The following is an 18,203-nucleotide window of genomic DNA, read 5'->3' as shown; positions in this document are numbered from 1 at the left end:
CGCTCGCTCAATGAACGTTTTTCCCACGTGTGCGGCCAATCTGTCGCACGAAAATCATCCGGGGTTTCCCACGATTCCAATCACATCGCTCTGACCAGCCTGTTTTGCGGATGCCGTCTAAGCTCTGTGGGCTGGTTCGCCCTGGTTTCACGGAGGAATGAATATGCTGCTGTTGTGGATACTGGTTCTGCTGGTCGGGATTGCCTATTTAGCCCACCGCCGCATCGCCCCGCTGCCCGCCCTGGGTATCGTGGCTGTCTACGTCGTGGCAATGGGCGCTTTCAGCCGCGCGCCGGGCTGGTTGTTGCTGGTTTACTGGGTATTGATCGCCGCCGTCGCCGCCCCCTTGCTGCTGCCCGACCTGCGCCGCAAATTGTTCAGCGCACCAATGTTCAACTGGTTCCAGAAAACCCTGCCGCCGATGTCGCAGACCGAGCGCGATGCCATCGACGCCGGCACGGTCTGGTGGGACGGCGAACTGTTCAGTGGCCGTCCGGACTGGAGCAAACTGCTGTCCTATCCCAAAGCGCAACTGAATGAAGAGGAACAGGCCTTCATCGACGGGCCGACCGAAACACTCTGCAGCATGGTCAGCGAATGGCAGCTCGGCCAAACCATGGACCTGCCGCCCGAAGCCTGGACATTCATCAAGGACAACGGCTTTTTTGCCCTGATCATCCCCAAGGAGTTTGGCGGCAAGGGTTTCTCCGCCTATGCCCACTCGCAAGTGGCGATGAAACTGGCGAGCCACAGCGGCGACCTCGCCTCCACCGTGATGGTCCCCAACTCCCTCGGCCCGGCCGAACTGTTGCTGCATTACGGCACCGATGAACAACGCAATCATTACCTGCCACGCCTGGCGCGTGGCGACGACATTCCGTGCTTTGCCCTCACCGGCCCCTTGGCCGGCTCCGATGCTGGCGGCATGCCGGACTCCGGGGTGATCTGCAAAGGTGAATGGGAGGGCCGGGAAGTCCTCGGCCTGCGCCTGAACTGGGAAAAGCGCTACATCACCCTCGGCCCGGTGGCCACCCTCCTCGGCCTGGCCTTCAAGGCCTACGACCCGGATCATCTGCTGGGTGACAACGAAGACCTGGGAATCAGCCTCGCGCTGATTCCGACCGACATCGCCGGCGTCGAGATCGGTCGCCGCCACCTGCCCTTGGGCGCCGCGTTCATGAACGGCCCGAACGCCGGCAAGGATGTGTTCGTCCCGCTGGAGTTCCTCATTGGCGGCCAGGAAATGCTCGGCAAAGGCTGGATGATGCTGATGAATTGCCTGTCGGTCGGGCGTTCGATTTCCCTGCCGGCGGTGGGCACCGGCATGGCCAAGTTCACCAGTCTGGTGACGGGCCAATACGCTCAGGTTCGCGAGCAGTTCAACGTACCGATCGCCGCGTTCGAAGGCATTCAGGAAGCCATGGCCCGCATTGGCGGCAACACCTGGATGATGGACGCCGCCCGCATGCTGACCGCCAATGCGGTCGACCTGGGCGAGAAACCGTCGGTGCTGTCGGCGATCCTCAAGTACCACCTCACCGAACGCGGCCGCGACTGCATCAGCGATGCGATGGACGTGCACGGAGGCAAGGCAATCATCATGGGGCCGAACAATTACCTCGGTCGCAAATGGAACGGCGCGCCGATCTTCATCACCGTGGAAGGCGCGAACATTCTCTCGCGCAACCTGATGATCTTCGGCCAGGGCGCGATTCGCTGCCATCCTTTCGTCCTCAAGGAAATGGCCCTGGCCGCTCGTGAAGACAAGGATCAGGCGCTCACAGAGTTCGATGGCCTGCTGCTCAAGCACATCGGTTTTGCTGTGAGCAACGCCGCCAGTACGCTGGTGTTGAATCTCGGTTTCGGGCACCTGGAACACAGCCCGGGCGACAAACTCAGCCAGGGTTATTTCCGCGCACTCAATCGTCAGGCCGCGGCTTTCGCCATGCTCGCCGACCTCAGCATGATGCTGCTGGGTGGTGAGCTGAAGCGCCGGGAACGTCTGTCCGCACGGCTGGGTGACGTGCTGAGCAACCTCTACCTGGCCTCGGCCGCACTCAAGCGCTACAACGATCTCGATTCACCGCAGTACATGACGCCGCTGCTGGCCTGGGCCATGGAGGAAAGCCTGGGTCAGGCCGAGCGCGCCATGGATGAACTGCTGAGCAACTTCCCGAACAAAGTCGTGGGCTGCCTGTTGCGGGTGATCGTGTTCCCGTTCGGTCGCCGGCACAAAGGACCATCGGACAAACTGGGTGCCGAAGTCGCTGCATTGATTGGCCGCGCCAAGGGCGATCCGGCCCTGGAGGAATTGCTCCAGGGTTGCTATCGCCCACAGGCGAGCGACGATCCGGTCGGTGCATTGCAACACGCCTGCAATCTGTTGAGCGCCGCACAGCCTTTGCAGAAAAAACTGCACGTCGCGCTCAAGAGTGGTCAGGTCAAACCGGTGGCTGGCGAGTCGGTGATCGATACGGCACTCGAGGCTGGCGTATTGCAGCCGGTGGAAGCCCAGACCCTGCGTGAAGCCGAAGCGGCCCGGCGCAAGGTGATCGATGTCGATGATTTTGACAAAAAGGCTTTGGCACTGGCCAAGGGAAAAGTCCGCTGATCCCCTCAAACATGTAAAAACGGGCGCAGGCGCTTTATACTCCCGCGCCCGTTTTGCTCTTGAGGACTTATCTCGTGTCCAACATCGTTGCCGATCATCTCGTTTTACTCGACCACCTGCGCAGCATCCTGGTCGCCGTAGGTGAGGCCGAGCAGGTTCCCGACGAAAGCCATGCCTTGTTCCTTGAGCGCTTCGACGAACTGCTGGCGCTGCTGCCGGTCGACCCGATCGAAAGCCAGTACCTGGGCCAGGACATCCTGTGCCAGGTCATCGCTCGCTATCCGCAAATCGCTCATCTGGTTCCACGCGACCTGCTGTGGTATTTCGCCGGTGACTGCCTGCATTACATGCCCGATGATGAAATCGACCTGTACCAGGCACTGGAAGAGCGTCGCTTCGAAGCCGAGCAGAACGACGAACCTTTCGACTGGAACCAGGAAAAGCAGCTGCTGGCGTTGTCGAACCAGGACAGCAAGCACTGATTCTTCAATCCGTCATGCCAAAGGCCCGCATGCTTGAGCATGCGGGCCTTTTTTATGGTTCTTTCACTGGTTTCGACTCGGACGCGCGCTCTTGTAGGAGCTGGCTTGCCAGCGATGGTCGTTAACGATAACCCGTGTGAACTGGATAAACGCGGCGCACTTGAGTCCATCGCCAGCAAGCTGGCTCCTACAGGTATTGCTTTATCGGTGTTTCCCGGGATTGCGTGATGAACTTTTTTTGCCTCAGCCCCCCCATCGACATCAGGCAACTGCACTACGCTGCGACCCTGCCCACCCACCTGTCTCCAGTCTTTGCACCAATAGTTTTCGTTTAACTCATGGCACTTTGGTTTGATTGAACTACCTTCAAACCATAAGAAGTCATAACGGCTCGATTTTCCACGTTAGCTTCAGTGATCAGATAGCAGACTGGCAAAAGGAGTTACCTCACTATGATCCTGGCAGGCACTTTCCGGCGCTGTACCTTCATTGCCGATGACTTTCCGGGGGAGCCAGGTCGGCGGGCAGTGCCCTCCATGTCCGCGAATATCGCTCTGGCGGGCAGTCCAGGTTACCGGATCACTAAAAACCGTTTCAGCAAAGGTCGCTCGCTGTCCATCCAGGTCAGCGAATTGCGCCCGCTCGTGTGTAGCACACAAGGAATAACGCCTGGGCCATGGATGAGTGGTCTGGCGCATTGGGGGGGATAGTCCGGTCCCCGTGAAGTGATCCGAGACGACTCAGTCAGCCTGAAGATGGCCTATCCAGCGAGGATGTCCTTAATGAGCTTTCGTACCGAGCCCGCTATCAAGCGAATTATCCATGGCCTGTTCTGGATGGGCCTCAGCGTGGATGCGGCTCAGGCCGCGCCGGCCAATTGCCCGCAACTGGACAGTTGGCCGACAACGTACGAGGTCGGTCAGGGGCTGCAGAATGAATTGCGCAGCCCCGTTCCGGTAACACAACTGGCGGTGGGTGACCCGAAGATTGCCGACGTGCAACCCAGCGGCAGCAACGCTTTCATACTCACGGGCATTGCACCGGGGACCACCAGCCTGATGGTCTGGACCGCCTGTTCTAAAACGCCTCGCCAAAGCATGGTGTTCGTCAAGGGTAAGGCCACAGCGGCGCTGACCAGCGTGCCGTCGGTGCCTTCCGACGACCTGTTGCTGCCGAGTCAGGTGCAGACCGATATCCGCTTCGTTGAAGTCAGCCGGACCAAGCTCAAGGAAGCCTCCGCTTCGATTTTCGGCATCCGCGGCAACTTCCTGTTCGGCTCGCCGAGAACCTTGCCCACCATCAACGGCATCGTCACGCCGGTGATACCGGTGAACAACAACAACTTCAACCTTACGTTTGCTACCGGCAATACCCTGGTGGCGCTCAACGCGCTGGAAGGCAGTGGTTTCGCCTACACCCTGGCGCGGCCAAGCCTGGTAGCGCTCAGCGGGCAGAGTGCGAGCTTCCTGGCCGGCGGTGAAATACCGATTCCGGTGCCCAGTTCAGGCAGCGATAACGTGTCCATCGAGTACAAGGAGTTCGGTATCCGCCTGACCCTGACGCCGACCATCGTCGGGAAAAACCGTATCGCGCTGAAGGTGGCACCGGAAGTCAGTGAACTGGATTTCACCAACGCCGTGAGCATCGCCGGCACGGTGGTCCCGGCCCTGACCGTGCGCCGTACCGATACCAGCATCTCCCTGGCCGACGGCGAAAGCTTCGTTATCAGCGGCCTGATCAGCACCCACAACGATTCCCAGGTGAACAAATTTCCGGGGTTGGGCGACATCCCGGTTCTGGGCGCGTTTTTCCGCGACAACACCATCAACCGTGAAGAGCGCGAACTGCTGATGATCGTCACCCCCCATCTGGTCCAGCCGCTGGCGGCCAATGCACAACTACCGTCATTGCCTGGTGAGCAACTGCGCAATTACGACCCGAACTTCTACCGCATGTTCTTCCTGGAAAATGGCGACTTCGACAGTCGTAGCGGGCTCTCGCAATGAATCTGAACCTGACTTGTCTCGCCTTCACTCGTAACGGCGACTTTGAACGCTTGCCGGGCCAACCTTATTGCCATTGGCCAGGCGTTCAATCTGTTTTAGCCAGGGGACCTTCGATGAAAGCAGTCATTGCAATAGCGGCGACATTAATGCTCGCAGGTTGTGCCAGCAATGGCATGTCTTCGCGACCGGCCAGCTGTGCCAAGCCCGGTTCGGAGCAAGAACTGTCCCTGAACCTGGCCGACAACATGGCCGACGAAGGCCGTTTGTATGCCAGCCTGGCGAATCTGGAAGGTTTGCCCGATAACCTGGTCCAGGTTCGCCTGCGCAAGGCTCGGGTGCTGCGCATGATGGGGCGTAGCGGCGACGCGCAACCGTTGTACGAAAGCTTGCTCGGCACCTGTCTGACGGCTGAAGGGGAACATGGCCTGGGTCAGTTGGCCGCCGCCAAAAATGATAACGCCAACGCCGCCACTCACCTTGAGCGCGCGGTGAAGATGGCCCCCACCGATGACAGGATGCGCAATGACCTGGGGGTCGTCTACCTCAATCAGCGACGGATCCCTGAAGCACGCTTTGAGTTCATGACCGCCATGGAGCTCAAGCAGGCAAACACACTGGCGGCACTCAATATGGTGACGCTGCTGATCTACCAGGATAACTGGAAGGCGGCTGCCGAACTCGTGACCCGCGCCGACTTGAGCCCCAAACAAGTCGCAGAGGCTCAAACCCGCGCGGAAAAACTCAAGACCTCCGCCAATAAAGTGGTGGCTTCCGAGGGGAATCGCAAGACTGAGGTAGCCGATGCCTCTTCCAGTGCGAACAAGTAGAACGTACGAGGAGTTGAGATGAAAACCAAAAGGCTGTTGATCGTGTGCATGGCTTGCCTGTCCACCACTGCCTGGGCTATTGAGCCGGGTCCTTCTTCGCCGTATCAACAAGGCACCGAACAGTGGTTGCAGTTGCAGATTCGCGGTGTGGTTGCCTCCCCTAAACCGCAAACCGCTTCGGCCACCGAACGTGACCTGGCCATGCAACGCTGGCTGAATAGCTTCAGCTACCCGATTCCGCAATATTTTGACCAGGATTCAGCGGGACAAATGACCATCGGCAACTGAGGTCTCTCGATGGGTGATTAGCCTCTGGCGTAGTCCAGAGTGGCCTGGCTAAAAAGCCAGGCTCAATCACGAGTGCAGGAAAATACAGTTCAGGTACTACAAGGTGGAGCAAGCGATTGGAGTGAATGCACTCTGTTCGCCTGCTCCACCTCGTTCTTATGCAGTACAGCCATCCTGTTCGACAGCAAGCCACTCCTGTTCACTTACCGAATACTCTGAGTACCCCAATCAGGGCCGGGCCGATAGCGACCAGAAAGAAGCTCGGCCATAGACAGAAAATCAGTGGAAATATCAGCTTGGTACCGATTTTAGCCCCCATCTCTTCGGCGGCCTGCGTACGCCGGTCACGGAATTCATCGGCGTAGATGCGCAGGGTTTCGGCCACGCTGGTACCAAAGCGGATACTCTGCGCCAACAGGCTGACCAGCCCTTGTACGTCATCCAGACCCGTGCGTACGGCCAGTTGTTTGAGCGCCTCGGTACTGGAAATGCCCGCGCGGATTTGCGCATTGACCAGGGCCAGCTCTTCGGCCAGTTCGACTTGACTGACCGACATCTCCTCAGCCACCCGTTCGATCGTCGTGGGCAAGGCCAGGCCCGACTCCACGCACACCACCATCAGATCCAGCGCATCCGGAAACGCAGCACGCAGCCGACCTTGTCGCAACTGCTTGCGCTTGGCGACATACAGCGCTGGCACCAACCATCCGATACCGGCCACCAAGACCACCAACAACAACCCCAATATCAGGGAAACCTTGGGAATAATCGGCAACAGCAGCAAGGCAATACCGATAAATAACAGCGGCAAAATCAAGCGCACGGCCCAATACATTTGGACCGCCGAAGAGGAACGGTACCCCGCATGCATTAACAGGGTCTGGGTGACGGACGCCTGAGCCGATTCGGCCGAGCCAAAGCGCTGGCCGACCCGCTCCAGCAACAGTTGCAGATTACCCGGGGCTTCCTGCCCGGCGGTGTTGCCTAAATGACCACGCTTGATCAGCGCCAGGCGACGCTGCACTGGATCCTGAAGCCCCATCATCAGCAAGATCACGGCGGCGACCGCAAGCACCGTACTCAAACCAATCGCGCAGAGGAACAACAGGCGCGCCACCTCCTCGTTTGCCGTGACCCGACTGAACAACCCGAGTAAAAAGTCCATGACCTGTACCTCCCGGTAGCGAACATCGCTTAAACCTGAATCCGGATGATTTTGCGTATCCAGAAAATTCCGATCAACATGGCGCAGAACGCCCCGATGATCAGCTTGTGGCCGGTGGGATCATTGATCAGCACAGGCATGTAACTGGGGCTGGTGAGTACGATCCCGATCGCCAACACGAAGGGAATGGCCACCAGTACCCAGGCCGACATGCGCCCTTCCGCCGACAGGGTTTTGACTTTGCGCTGAAAGCGGAAGCGCCCGCGAATCAGCCGACTCAGACGCTCCAGCACTTCTGTCAGATTGCCGCCGGTCTCGCGATGGATGAGGATAGAGGTCACCAACATCATCACCGTCATGCTGGGCATCCTCTCCAGCAGGCCGAGCATGGCCCGGCGCACATCATTGCCATAGTTGATATCGGCGAAGGTCAAGCCGAACTCCTGAGCGACCGGCCCCTTATGCTCCTCGGCCACAAGGCGCAGAGTTTCGTTGAATGGGTGCCCGGCACGCAGAGCGCGACACATGGCATCCAGCGCATCCGGCAGGCCTTCCTCGAACGCAGCGAAACGCTTGCCACGGTCGCGAGAGATTTTCATTACTGGTAACCAGAAGGCCACGAAACCCGCCAGCAGCGCCATCCACCAGACTGACGAGATCATCCAGATCGAGATGCCTGCACAGGCGCCCAGGAACAGCCCGAGCAACAGCACCCGATAAGCACGATATTCATGGCCGGATTGCTCAATCATTTGCGTCAATGTTTCCATAAAAGGCAGCTGCTCAAGCTTGGCCTCCAGTGGCGACAAACGCGTCAGGTATTTCTGTCGCAACACCGTCTGCATATTGGGCAGATTGTTGGCCTTCTCCAGTACATGCAAACGGCCACGGATGCGCTTGCGCATCTTGCCGGCCTCGCCGAACACCGGCACCACCACGCCCTGAGACAGGAGGAACACGGCGATAAACACCATACCGAGGAACATCAGAATGAACGAACCAGGAATATTGTTCATGACTGCCGGGCCTCCATCCACTCAGGCCTGAACATCGTCAGCGGCAACTCGATGCCGCGCTTGGCCAGTACATCACGGAAGGCCGGGATCATGCCGCTGGGTCGATAATCCCCGATTACCTCGCCGCTTTCGCCCATGCTATGGCGCGCGAAGGAGAAGATTTCAGTCATGGTGATGATCTCGCCCTCCATGCCGTTGATTTCCTGCACGCTGACCAGGCGGCGCTTGCCGTCCTCCTGGCGTTCCAGCTGGATCACCACATCAATGGCCGACGCGATCTGCTGACGCATAGCCTTGATCGGGAAGGTCGCCCCGGTCATCGACACCATGTTCTCGATCCGCCCCAACGCATCGCGCGCGGTGTTGGCGTGGATCGTGGTCAACGAGCCGTCGTGGCCGGTGTTCATCGCTGTCAGCATGTCCAGCGCCTCGACGCCGCGCACTTCACCGATCACGATGCGGTCCGGACGCATCCGCAGGCTGTTGCGCACCAATTCCCGCTGGCTCACCTCGCCACGCCCCTCGATATTCGAAGGCCGGGTTTCCAGACGCACCACGTGGGGTTGTTGCAATTGCAGTTCGGCCGAGTCCTCGATGGTGACGATCCGCTCGTTGTGCGGAATGAAACTGGACAGGACATTGAGCATGGTGGTCTTGCCGCTGCCGGTACCGCCGGAAATCAGCACATTCAAGCGCCCACGGACAATCGCCTTGAGCAGCAGGGCAATGGCCGGGGTCAACGTCCCCACCTGGATCAAACTGTCGGTATTGAGCAGGTCCACCGCAAAGCGTCGGATCGACATGCTCGGGCCGTCGATGGCCAGCGGCGGGATAATCGCGTTGACCCGCGAACCGTCCTTGAGCCGGGCATCCACCAACGGCGAGGACTCGTCGATACGCCGACCCAGGCTGGAGACGATGCGGTCGATGATGTTCAGCAAATGCTGATCATCGCGAAAGCGCACATCGGTGCGTTGCAGTTTGCCGAAGCGCTCGACATAGACTGAGGCATGACCGTTGACCAGAATGTCGGACACGCTGTGATCAGCCAGCAACGGTTCCAGAGGACCAAGGCCGAGCACCTCGTCGGTGATCTGCTTGATGATCAACTGGCGGCTGGAAGTACTCACCGGTGCCGAATGCTCATCGAGCAGGCGCTGGCAAATATCGCGAATCTGCCGCGCGGCCTCAGCCTGTTCAAGGGAATCCAGCAAGGACAGGTCCATGACCTTGAGCAACTGCTGGTAGATCTTTTCTCGCCACTCGGCTTCCACCGGGGTGACCTGACTTTTGGTTTCGTAAAGAACGTCCGGCGTTGCGCGCTCCCACGCCATTATTTCCTCTGCCGGATCCAGCAGGTCGTCACCCGGCTGGCCTGCCGACGATGGGGCGGGTTTACCGGCCTGTTTGCGCAAGCGGTTACGAAAGTCGCTGATCATGGGTCACCCCCCGAAAAAACGGTTGAAGGCGCGTTTGAACACGCCTTTTTTTCCAGCCATCTGGTTGCCGAGCAGGTCATCGGCCACATTACGCAGGGCAACGGTGATCGCCGCCTTCGGCGCATGCAGACCCAATGGCACACCAGTGTTCTGACTCTGGCTGACCAGGTTGAAGTCGTTGGGTAATTTCGACAGGTTCGTGCAGCGCAGCGCCTCGCCGATATCCTTGAGGCTGACCGCTGCCGTCTTGTCATAGCGGTTGACCACTATCTGCAATTGATCCCCACGCACGCCCAGGTCTTCGCGAAGAATCCGCACCAGGGAGCTGGCATCGCGCAGATGGCTGACGCTCTGCTGCACCACCACGTACACCCTATCCACCTGTTCCAGCACGGAACCGGTGAGGTGGTCGATTTGCCGCGGCAGATCGATCACTACCCAGTCATAGCTGGCGCGGGCCAACTGCATCAAGGTATCAAGTTGCTCGGGTTGGGCATCCTGCGGCAGACACAGCTCACCGGCCCGGCCACCCAGCACATGCAAGGTCGGGCTGAAGTGGCTGCAAAAACCGCGTAGCGCAACACTGTCCATGCCGTCGATCTGATGCAACACCTCAAGATGGCTGTGTGTTTGCGCCACATCCAGGTAATGCGTCACGCTGCCAAATTGCAGGTCCATGTCCAGCAACAGGGTACTGCCCCCCTTCATGCTGAGCTGCTGAGCCAGGTTGCAAGCCAGCATGGTGCCGCCGGATCCGCCCTTGGCGCTGATCACGGCGAGCAATTTCCCTTCTGTCCCGCTGCCGGTCCGAACCTCCATGACCAGCCGATTCAAGGCGGCGACCAGTTCTGTCTCGGCGACGGGCTCCGGCAGCACATCACGGGCGCCGGCCTGCATCGCCAGGCGCATGCCTTCCTGTTCGCTCAACAGTCCGCACACCAACATCGGCGGACGCTCATGGGCCGGGCGCTGCAACAGTGCCGCCAGCTCCTCACGCCACAGGTGGCTGACGCGCAACAGCAGCAGATCGGGCATCCGGTCCAGGCCATAGAGCGGGTCGACATGCCCATTGCTCACCAGGCGCGTGCTCACTTCCAGGCTGGGCATGCGTTGGCAGACACTCTGCAGGTCGCGCAACGACGTGGCATCACGGCTGCTGATCAGCAACCTGAGCCCGGCTTTGCCGGTCGAACTGGAGAGAGGGGTGTCCCTGGTATTCAGCATGGCGTGATCTCCCCGGAATCGGAATGACGCCCGAGGCTTTCGCGTGGCAACGTTGCCCTGAATGCGGGCAAGGTAATGGGCACGCCGAACCCGGGAATGAATAGATTGAAAACAAAGTTCTGCAGGCTCAACCGGACATAGCGGATGGCACGAAAACCGTTTGCGCTGACTAGGTCAGCGGGGTTGGCCACCTGAGCGCCATTAACGTCCAGATAGGTCAATGTCAGGTTGCTGGTGGCCAAATTGCCGATCAACCGGCTCGTACCGGCGTCGGTCGCGGCATTGAAGATAGCCCGCCGCAGAACCACCGGATCGCTGATATTGCACACCGCCGCCAGGCGCGTACCACGGCGCACGGCTTCATCCAGCGCATTGACCGTAAAGTACAGGCGACCGATTTCCACTACGCCGAACAACAGCGTGAACACCAGCAGACCAATGACGGCGAACTCCACCGTATAGGTGCCGCGCATGTGTTTTCTATTCATCACAGTGCCCTCATCACGGTAGTGGCAACCAACGGAATGCTCAGTGCAATCCGATTACCAAAAAAACCGGGAATCGATCCGGCGCAATTGCCAGCGCCAATCACCGGGCAGAACGTGTAAGTGATGGTGACCCGCACATGGTCGGTGCCCACTGCGGCAACGACCACGTTACCAGTCGTCAACCCTGACACCACAGCGGTCCCGGTGTTGGCCGGCACGCCATACACCGCAACGTTTTTCGTCTGGGTCAGTAGCGTATTGCTCAGAGAGACCGCACCCAGCGTCGAGTTCCAGGCATTGCTGGCGACGAACCGGTCGGCGTCGCGGCTGGCCTGCAGCAGCACGTTGTACTGATAGAGCATGCGACCGAACTCACCAAAGGCCAGTAACAGCAACAGCAGCACCGGCAGGACGAGAGTGAACTCCACCATGGCCAGGCCTTGCTGGCGCTGCGGATGTTTAAATCCGTGAAGTCTCATGACGCCTCCTATGAGTCAGTGCTCGGAGTGCCGCTGCCGGTGAGATAGGTTTTGTAGAGCTGAATGATCTGCGGGCCGGAATCGGTTGACGGCGAGGGGCCGGCTACGTTGTCGCCTTCGCACTCCTTCACGAACTGACCAAAAATCTGCGCGTCCCCGCCACCGCCATCCATTGGCTGCACCACGAAATAGCAGCCAAATCCGAGGACGGGGATCGAGGTTGAACCATTATTTTTCCCGGAGCAGTCGCCCACCACGATTTTCAGCATCCGGCGCTCGAACACCCCATTGCTCTCACAGCCACTGGCCCCTGCCACACACGCGGCAACGCTCGCACGCCAGTCGTTGTAGTCAAATATCGCGTTGGTGCCCGCCGTTAGATTGCCGTTGTTCGAGGTGACGGTTTGCCCCTTGTACTTATTTTGTGGAGGATTGACTGAGTCGTCGTAAGTGATTGCGGGGTTGCTGGACGTGGTCACCAGGTCCGGCGGATAGTCCGAGGCACTGACCGGGCCGTTGTAGATGCCGAAGCGTGTATTCAGGCCTTGAGAGGTAGGGCCGACCTTGTTGCCAGGGGCGGTATCGACATTTTGCCCCACATTGCGGCAGACGGAGCCGCCTCCGGCCATATCCTCCCTGACTGTACTGCCGCCCGAGCCAAAATCGAGCAACTGAAAGTTGCCTGGACCAATAGGCGAGTTATTGCCGGCAGCTGTTTTCAATACCTGCAAATCACCAAACTGGAAGCCCCAGAACATGCCGGCAGCCGGGTTGTATTGAGCCGGGTTACCACAGACCATCAAAGGCGCGAGATCGCAGGGGCTGGTAGGGCTGGGGCCAGCGGTGGCGATCGCCGCCACCGCTTTGGCTCCCAGACCGCCAGAGCCGAGTACCCGGGCGACGTTCCAGAAAAAACCCGTCAGGTTATAGCTCGGTACCGATACCCGAACGTACTTGGCATCCGCTGGCCCGGGATAGGAAAATGGGCCATAGACGCTGCTTGCCAGTTCCACGACTGCAAATGCACCGGCGTTGCCGCCGACCGCCGTAGCCAATTCGCTGTTGCCTGTGGCATTGGCATTCTGTGTCAGCGTATTGAGGGCGGAGGTACGCGTCGTGCTGGCACTGTTGATGCCCCCCCCCACCTGACTCAGGGTCTTGGCGCCACTCAGGGCGGCGGCGTCCACCGCATTCTGCAGGCGCGTTTTGTTCAGCAGCATATGCCCGCCGTCCAAAGCCAGCGCCGCCATCATGGTCATCGCCGCCAACGCGATCACCATCAATACAGTCACCGATCCTTCCTGGCGCCTTGGCGTCGAAGTGAACGGCCGCTGAATACGAAGATTCATCATCAAGCCCTCGATTGCCGATACCGGTCCGGATCGGCTCCGCCAATACCCTGGTGCCCAGGCACCTGTTGCGCCCTGTCAGCGAATTCTGATTTCTTTGGCTTCGGTCCCGCGGATAATGGTGAGGGCTCTGCCACCCTCTCCATTACCACGCGGCACTACGCGTTTTGGCTCTGTGGCGGTAGCCACCGCCATGACCGGTGTGGCAGGCGCAACGGTCGCGATTTTTTTCTCGGCGTTCAGCGGGTTGCGCAAGGTCAATTGCAATTTCCCTTCCGTTTGCGCCGTGACCAGGGTTTCAGCCTCGGCGGTCGTCATCTCCAGCGTCACTGCGCGCACCACGACCGGTTGGGTCTTATCGGTACCCGCGGTCTGATCCACGGCCAACACCCGCAAGTTCTCGAGAATGGTCCTGGACGTGGCGCTGTTACTGCCGGCATTGGTGGTTTTGGTCGCCAGTACATCGACCCGGTTACCCGGCAACAGGAATCCGCCGACGCCGACCACATCGTCCACACGTACCGATATGGCGCGTTTGTCAGGTGCTATCAAAGAGGCCAGGGTGCTGCCCCCCAGATGCTCGCTCAGGCGCGCACCACGCACGATGTCACCCCGCAGAATGTCGAACGTTGCGATCTTGCCCACGGCTTTTTCGCTGGCATCGAAGGCATCGTCCGGGATCGTATCCATGGGCATGCGTACGGTCGTGACCTGCTGGGCCTCGACCATCTGCCCGAATGGAATCTCTACCGTGGCAACCACCACGTTTCGAAGGTGGTCATCCGGGCTGGCATTGAGCCGCGCGCTCAGCCAGGAGTCGGCCATCCATGCAGCCCCAAGGCCCATGACCAGGGAAGCGCCTATCAGGGTAAGCGTGCGAGAGCTCATGTCAGTATCTCCGTATCAAAGAAAGTCGAGCTGGACGAAGTAGTTGTGCCAGGCCCATTCCAACTCTTTCGGTGACAGTGGTCCGGAACCGCCGATATAACGCTGGCGATCGAGCGCCATGTTCAGGAGATCGCGGGGGTGGCAGGGCACCAGGGGCATGCCTTCACTTGCATAAAGCCTTTGCAGCACATAACGCACCAACAGCGGGTCATAAGAAATACCCAGACGCTCGCTTTCCATACGCCAGATCTTTTCGTACTGCTCGGGCTTCAGGTAACCGAACTGCAGCTTGTAGCCAATCCGGCGAAGGAAGGCCTCATCGGCCAGCTCCAGGGGATTGAGGTTGGTGGAAAACACCAGAATCAGATCGAACGGCAGTTCGCAATGCCGACCGCCGCCCAGGTTGAGGAAATCGCGTTTCTCCTCCATCGGGACGATCCAGCGATTGAACAGCTCGGCGGGTGCCATGCGCTGGCGCCCCATGTCGTCGATGATGAACAGGCCATTGCTGGCCTTGAGCTGCAAGGCGGCCTGGTATTGACGGGTGAAGGGGTCATAGCGAACGTCCAGCTGCTCCATGCTCAACTCACCACCCGTGATGACGATCGGGCGCTTGCAGCGCAGCAGTCGACGGTCGATCCCTTCGTTGAGCATCAGATTGTTCTGTTGAGTATCTTCATCGAGGCGCTGATGCACCTGCGGGTCATAGATCTCGATCACCGACTCGTTGATGACAATGGCATGAGGGACCCAGATGGCCTCGGCGAACAGACGGATCAGCCGAGTGCTGACATAGGTCTTGCCGGTACCCGCGGGGCCATAAATCATGATCGCGCGCCCGGAGTTCATCGCCACACCCAACTGATCGAGCATCCCCTCCGTAAGCACTACGCCAGCCAGGGCATTGCGCATATCGTTGGCGTTGATGCGACCATGGTGAATGGTCTGTAGTTTGATCAGGGACCGATAGGTACTCACCGGGAAAGGTGCCGCTCCGATATAACCGCTGCGTGACAGGGCATCACGGGCGGCACTGCGACCACGCTCGGTCAGGCCATAACGCAACATCTGCCCGCCCGCTTGACTCACCTGACCAAGCACTTCGACGCGGCCATCCTTGCGCAGAAACGCCAGGACCTCTTCAAGTACCGCGCCGGTCAGCGCCAGACGCTCCACCAGCCGTGACATGTCCAGCACACCAGCGTCGTGCAAATGTTTGCACACCAACTCGCCGAGAAAACTGTCGGTCAGACCGGTTTCACGGATTGTGCAGGGCTGGGGAGCCAAGCGTTGCACCGCGTTCCGATCGCTGGGGTAGGCATCACTCTCTACGATGACGTGCATGACTAACCTCCCACCCCACCGGCAACCAGTTGCCAGTAGACGCTGCTCAAAGTGCCGATCAATATTGCAATCGTATAAGGGAAAGGTTTGCCGGCTACTTCATCTGAAGTCGGCGCAAAATAGGCCTGCGCTCTCAGAATCAACCAATAGCGCCCCACGGTCTGAGACAATTGACCACGAAACAGCACGATCAAAAAACCGCACACGCCACCGGCGATCAGGCTGAACATTGCAGCCCACAATGCGTAATGGAACGGAAGAAAACTGCCGACCATGGCCATCAACTTGACGTCGCCGGCAGCCATGCCCCCCAAGGCGTACATGGGCAGAAACAGCGCAAAACAGATCAGGATGCCCAGCAAGCTGTCACCTAATCCGCTGACACCACCAGAGTAAATTTGACCGACCAATCCCAGGGCAAGTCCCAACAAAACCAGCATGTTGGGAATACGGTGGCGAAGCAGATCGCTCACCACCGCCACGCCCAAAAGTCCTACCAATAAAACAGTCGATACCATCAGTTCCGTGGACATGGCGTGTCTCCCTACTGGGATTAGTCGTTAGCATGCAACGTTGCTATTGGCGGCCTGACACAGTGATGTGATTGTGGTAGTCACCGCGCCTCCAACTTTCAAGAAAATTGCGGCGACTGCCACCGTAATCAAACCGCCCGCCACTGCGTACTCCACAATGGTCAGGCCATCCTCGTCTTTGACGAACACCAATCCCAAAGCTTTAATTTTTTGCAGAGTCATTTTCGCACCTCACTTCAGCGGTCATAAGTCTCAGAACTACCCTGGCGGGGACAGCGCGAAATCCATTGAGTTATCCGGCAGCTCTATCAGCAAATCAATAACAACCGGTTGCTCCATGGACGTCGCATGTCCCCACACCGAAAGTTGGTTATGGGCATGCAACGTTGCCATTGGCAGCCTTGCACAGCGCTGTGATTTGGGTAGTCACTGCGGTTCCAAGCTTCACGAAGATTGCGGCGACAGCCACCGTAATCAAACCACCAGCCACCGCGTATTCCACAATGGTCAGGCCGTCTTCGTCTTTGGCGAACTTCACTACCGAAGCCTTGATTGTTTGCATGATCATTTTGCCCACCTCACTCGAATGTTGTTTTTTTCTGAGGCAGTACGTTCTGCGCTGCCTGAGTGCAACACTAGTCAGGGGCAAGGCATGAGCGTTAGGAAGATTTTGCGCATCGTTAGGACTTTTTTGCGGGGCAGCCAAATACGGGGCATTGGCCTTTGCAGAAGTAACGGGAGGGGTAAACAAGGCGTTGAAACGCAAAGGCAATTGTCATTGATTCACATGCGACAAGCGGTTCAACCCGGGTTCGTCGAAAACACACCAACAAACACTCGCCCGAGGCTGCCTTCCAGGCTACCCATAGAGCGAATAGAACTAAGAATCGTCTTTCCTATCAGGATTAAATCTGCAAAGTGATGGCACCTTGGCAATACTCCTTAGCTAAGAGAGTCACCAAGAACCCCAGAGTAGAGACATGACGTCCAACTTGACCAAAAGGCCATCGCTCCTATGGTTCGATCTGACTCATGATCGGTCCACGAAAGAACTCGTCGCGCAGTTCGAGAGTACCTGCGACTGCAAACTGGCGAAAAACTCCGTGTTGCCCATCGCGGAACAGGCAGACATGATCTGCATCCATTTTGATCGCCCCGATACGCCTGGTTTGAGGCTATTGCTGGAGATCAAACACACCACCCCCAGCATCCCGATCACCATGTTCACCGTGCAGCACTCGGAGGAACTGGCTGTATGGGCCATGCGCTCCAGCGTCTGGGAATACATGGTGCTCCCGCTCTCGACCACCGAGAGGAAGCGTTACCTGACGGCGGTGGTGCAGCTCTGCGAGCTGCGCCGAAATGCCCACGCCCGGGGCAAGTCATCGCAGATCGACCACTCCCCGACCTTGCCGGACAGCATCCGGCGGACCTCAGGACACCAAAAACACCAGGCGCTGAGCAATGTCATGCTGTACATCGAACAGCACTTTCGAGACAGCATCGATCAGAGGGAATTGGCGCAGCGCTGCGGCATGACGACCTTTCGCTTCAGCCGCCTGTTCAAGGAAGCCAATGGGCTTGGCTTCACGGATTACATCCTGGACAAGCGCATGAACTTCGCCAAAGACCTGCTCGACAACAGTCAGATGCCGATTACCAGCATCGGTTATGAGGCAGGCTTCAAGGATCCGTCCTACTTCGCTCGTGCCTTCAAGCAGTTCGCCAACTGCACGCCCAGCGAATACCGCCTGGCACGCCAACTCAAAGCGGCTGCCGCTACGCAACCGCTGCCGGATGAAGAAATCTCTGAAGCGCTCGAAAGCCTGGTACAAAGCCTCAGCGGTTGATCTGGTTTTTTACGCGCAAACAAAAACGCCGCTCAATGAGCGGCGTTTTTGTTAAATATGGAGCGGGAAACGAGACTCGAACTCGCGACCCCGACCTTGGCAAGGTCGTGCTCTACCAACTGAGCTATTCCCGCAAATGGCGTCCCCTAGGGGACTCGAACCCCTGTTACCGCCGTGAAAGGGCGGTGTCCTAGGCCACTAGACGAAGGGGACA

18 protein-coding genes and 2 tRNA genes are annotated in these 18,203 nt (G+C 58.7%); 6 read left to right on the top strand and 14 right to left on the bottom strand.

Features of this window, described 5'->3' with window-relative positions; genetic code table 11:
* Nucleotides 1–163 precede the first annotated feature (163 nt).
* The 5 genes from AC07XF_RS06810 to AC07XF_RS06790 all read left to right on the top strand — a co-directional run bounded on the left by AC07XF_RS06810 (nt 164) and on the right by AC07XF_RS06790 (nt 6,214).
* Nucleotides 164–2,611 (top strand): acyl-CoA dehydrogenase, encoded by a 2,448-nt coding sequence (locus AC07XF_RS06810; RefSeq protein ID WP_495025908.1) that lies wholly within the window; start codon nt 164–166, stop codon nt 2,609–2,611.
* A gap of 74 nt (nt 2,612–2,685) precedes the next feature.
* On the top strand, nt 2,686–3,093 hold the full coding sequence (locus tag AC07XF_RS06805; RefSeq protein WP_495025907.1) for a PA2817 family protein: 408 nt from the start codon (nt 2,686–2,688) through the stop codon (nt 3,091–3,093).
* Nucleotides 3,094–3,875: 782 nt separating this feature from the next.
* The gene (locus AC07XF_RS06800; RefSeq protein WP_495025906.1) at nt 3,876–5,099 is read left to right on the top strand and encodes a type II and III secretion system protein family protein; all 1,224 of its coding nucleotides are present in this window, start codon (nt 3,876–3,878) and stop codon (nt 5,097–5,099) included.
* A 113-nt stretch (nt 5,100–5,212) separates the two neighbouring features.
* The gene (locus AC07XF_RS06795; RefSeq protein WP_495025905.1) at nt 5,213–5,926 is read left to right on the top strand and encodes a tetratricopeptide repeat protein; all 714 of its coding nucleotides are present in this window, start codon (nt 5,213–5,215) and stop codon (nt 5,924–5,926) included.
* 18 nt (nt 5,927–5,944) lie between these two features.
* Entirely contained in the window at nt 5,945–6,214 is a 270-nt protein-coding gene (locus AC07XF_RS06790) for a DUF3613 domain-containing protein (protein WP_495025904.1), read from the top strand.
* A 199-nt stretch (nt 6,215–6,413) separates the two neighbouring features.
* On the opposite strand, the gene AC07XF_RS06785 is transcribed toward AC07XF_RS06790, so the two are convergent.
* The 12 genes from AC07XF_RS06785 to AC07XF_RS06730 all read right to left on the bottom strand — a co-directional run bounded on the left by AC07XF_RS06785 (nt 6,414) and on the right by AC07XF_RS06730 (nt 16,707).
* Nucleotides 6,414–7,379, bottom strand: coding sequence for a type II secretion system F family protein (locus AC07XF_RS06785; protein WP_495025903.1), 966 nt, complete (start codon nt 7,377–7,379; stop codon nt 6,414–6,416).
* Nucleotides 7,380–7,408: 29 nt separating this feature from the next.
* Nucleotides 7,409–8,395 carry a type II secretion system F family protein gene (locus tag AC07XF_RS06780; protein ID WP_495025902.1) on the bottom strand — a complete coding sequence of 329 codons (987 nt, stop codon included), beginning with the start codon at nt 8,393–8,395 and terminating at the stop codon, nt 7,409–7,411.
* Complete coding sequence (locus AC07XF_RS06775) at nt 8,392–9,834, bottom strand: TadA family conjugal transfer-associated ATPase (RefSeq protein WP_495025901.1); 1,443 nt, start codon at nt 9,832–9,834, stop codon at nt 8,392–8,394. Before AC07XF_RS06775 ends, AC07XF_RS06780 begins: the two co-directional genes overlap by 4 nt.
* Before the next feature lie 3 nt (nt 9,835–9,837).
* Nucleotides 9,838–11,058 carry an AAA family ATPase gene (locus AC07XF_RS06770; RefSeq protein WP_495025900.1) on the bottom strand — a complete coding sequence of 407 codons (1,221 nt, stop codon included), beginning with the start codon at nt 11,056–11,058 and terminating at the stop codon, nt 9,838–9,840.
* The gene (locus AC07XF_RS06765) at nt 11,052–11,546 is read right to left on the bottom strand and encodes a TadE/TadG family type IV pilus assembly protein (protein WP_495025899.1); all 495 of its coding nucleotides are present in this window, start codon (nt 11,544–11,546) and stop codon (nt 11,052–11,054) included. The genes AC07XF_RS06770 and AC07XF_RS06765 overlap by 7 nt, the downstream gene beginning before the upstream one ends.
* A complete protein-coding gene (locus tag AC07XF_RS06760; protein ID WP_495025898.1) occupies nt 11,546–12,025 on the bottom strand; it encodes a TadE/TadG family type IV pilus assembly protein in 480 nt (159 codons plus the stop codon). The genes AC07XF_RS06765 and AC07XF_RS06760 overlap by 1 nt, the downstream gene beginning before the upstream one ends.
* 8 nt (nt 12,026–12,033) lie before the next feature.
* Entirely contained in the window at nt 12,034–13,377 is a 1,344-nt protein-coding gene (locus AC07XF_RS06755) for a TadE/TadG family type IV pilus assembly protein (RefSeq protein ID WP_495025897.1), read from the bottom strand.
* A 75-nt stretch (nt 13,378–13,452) separates the two neighbouring features.
* Nucleotides 13,453–14,262: a Flp pilus assembly protein CpaB gene (gene cpaB / locus AC07XF_RS06750; RefSeq protein WP_495025896.1), complete on the bottom strand. Its 810-nt coding sequence runs from the start codon at nt 14,260–14,262 to the stop codon at nt 13,453–13,455.
* A gap of 15 nt (nt 14,263–14,277) precedes the next feature.
* Complete coding sequence (locus AC07XF_RS06745) at nt 14,278–15,606, bottom strand: DUF8689 domain-containing protein (RefSeq protein WP_495025895.1); 1,329 nt, start codon at nt 15,604–15,606, stop codon at nt 14,278–14,280.
* A gap of 2 nt (nt 15,607–15,608) precedes the next feature.
* On the bottom strand, nt 15,609–16,139 hold the full coding sequence (locus tag AC07XF_RS06740) for an A24 family peptidase (protein WP_495025894.1): 531 nt from the start codon (nt 16,137–16,139) through the stop codon (nt 15,609–15,611).
* 27 nt (nt 16,140–16,166) lie between these two features.
* Nucleotides 16,167–16,361, bottom strand: coding sequence for a Flp family type IVb pilin (locus tag AC07XF_RS06735; RefSeq protein WP_495025893.1), 195 nt, complete (start codon nt 16,359–16,361; stop codon nt 16,167–16,169).
* Between the two features lie 148 nt (nt 16,362–16,509).
* Nucleotides 16,510–16,707 carry a Flp family type IVb pilin gene (locus tag AC07XF_RS06730; protein WP_223459671.1) on the bottom strand — a complete coding sequence of 66 codons (198 nt, stop codon included), beginning with the start codon at nt 16,705–16,707 and terminating at the stop codon, nt 16,510–16,512.
* A gap of 412 nt (nt 16,708–17,119) precedes the next feature.
* On the opposite strand from AC07XF_RS06730, the gene AC07XF_RS06725 reads away from it, so the two are divergent.
* Nucleotides 17,120–17,989, top strand: a complete 870-nt coding sequence (locus AC07XF_RS06725) for a response regulator transcription factor (RefSeq protein WP_495025892.1) — start codon at nt 17,120–17,122, stop codon at nt 17,987–17,989.
* A 58-nt stretch (nt 17,990–18,047) separates the two neighbouring features.
* Here AC07XF_RS06725 and AC07XF_RS06720 read toward each other — a convergent pair.
* Both AC07XF_RS06720 and AC07XF_RS06715 read right to left on the bottom strand, forming a co-directional pair.
* Nucleotides 18,048–18,123, bottom strand: a tRNA-Gly gene (locus AC07XF_RS06720).
* A 3-nt stretch (nt 18,124–18,126) separates the two neighbouring features.
* A tRNA-Glu gene (locus AC07XF_RS06715) sits at nt 18,127–18,202 on the bottom strand.
* Nucleotide 18,203 lies beyond the last annotated feature (1 nt).

The sequence above is a fragment of the Pseudomonas sp. GW821-FHT01C01 genome, from assembly GCF_059422645.1.
The sequence above is the reverse complement of the archived record's forward strand: the minus strand, read 5'-3'. Positions and strand labels throughout refer to the sequence as shown.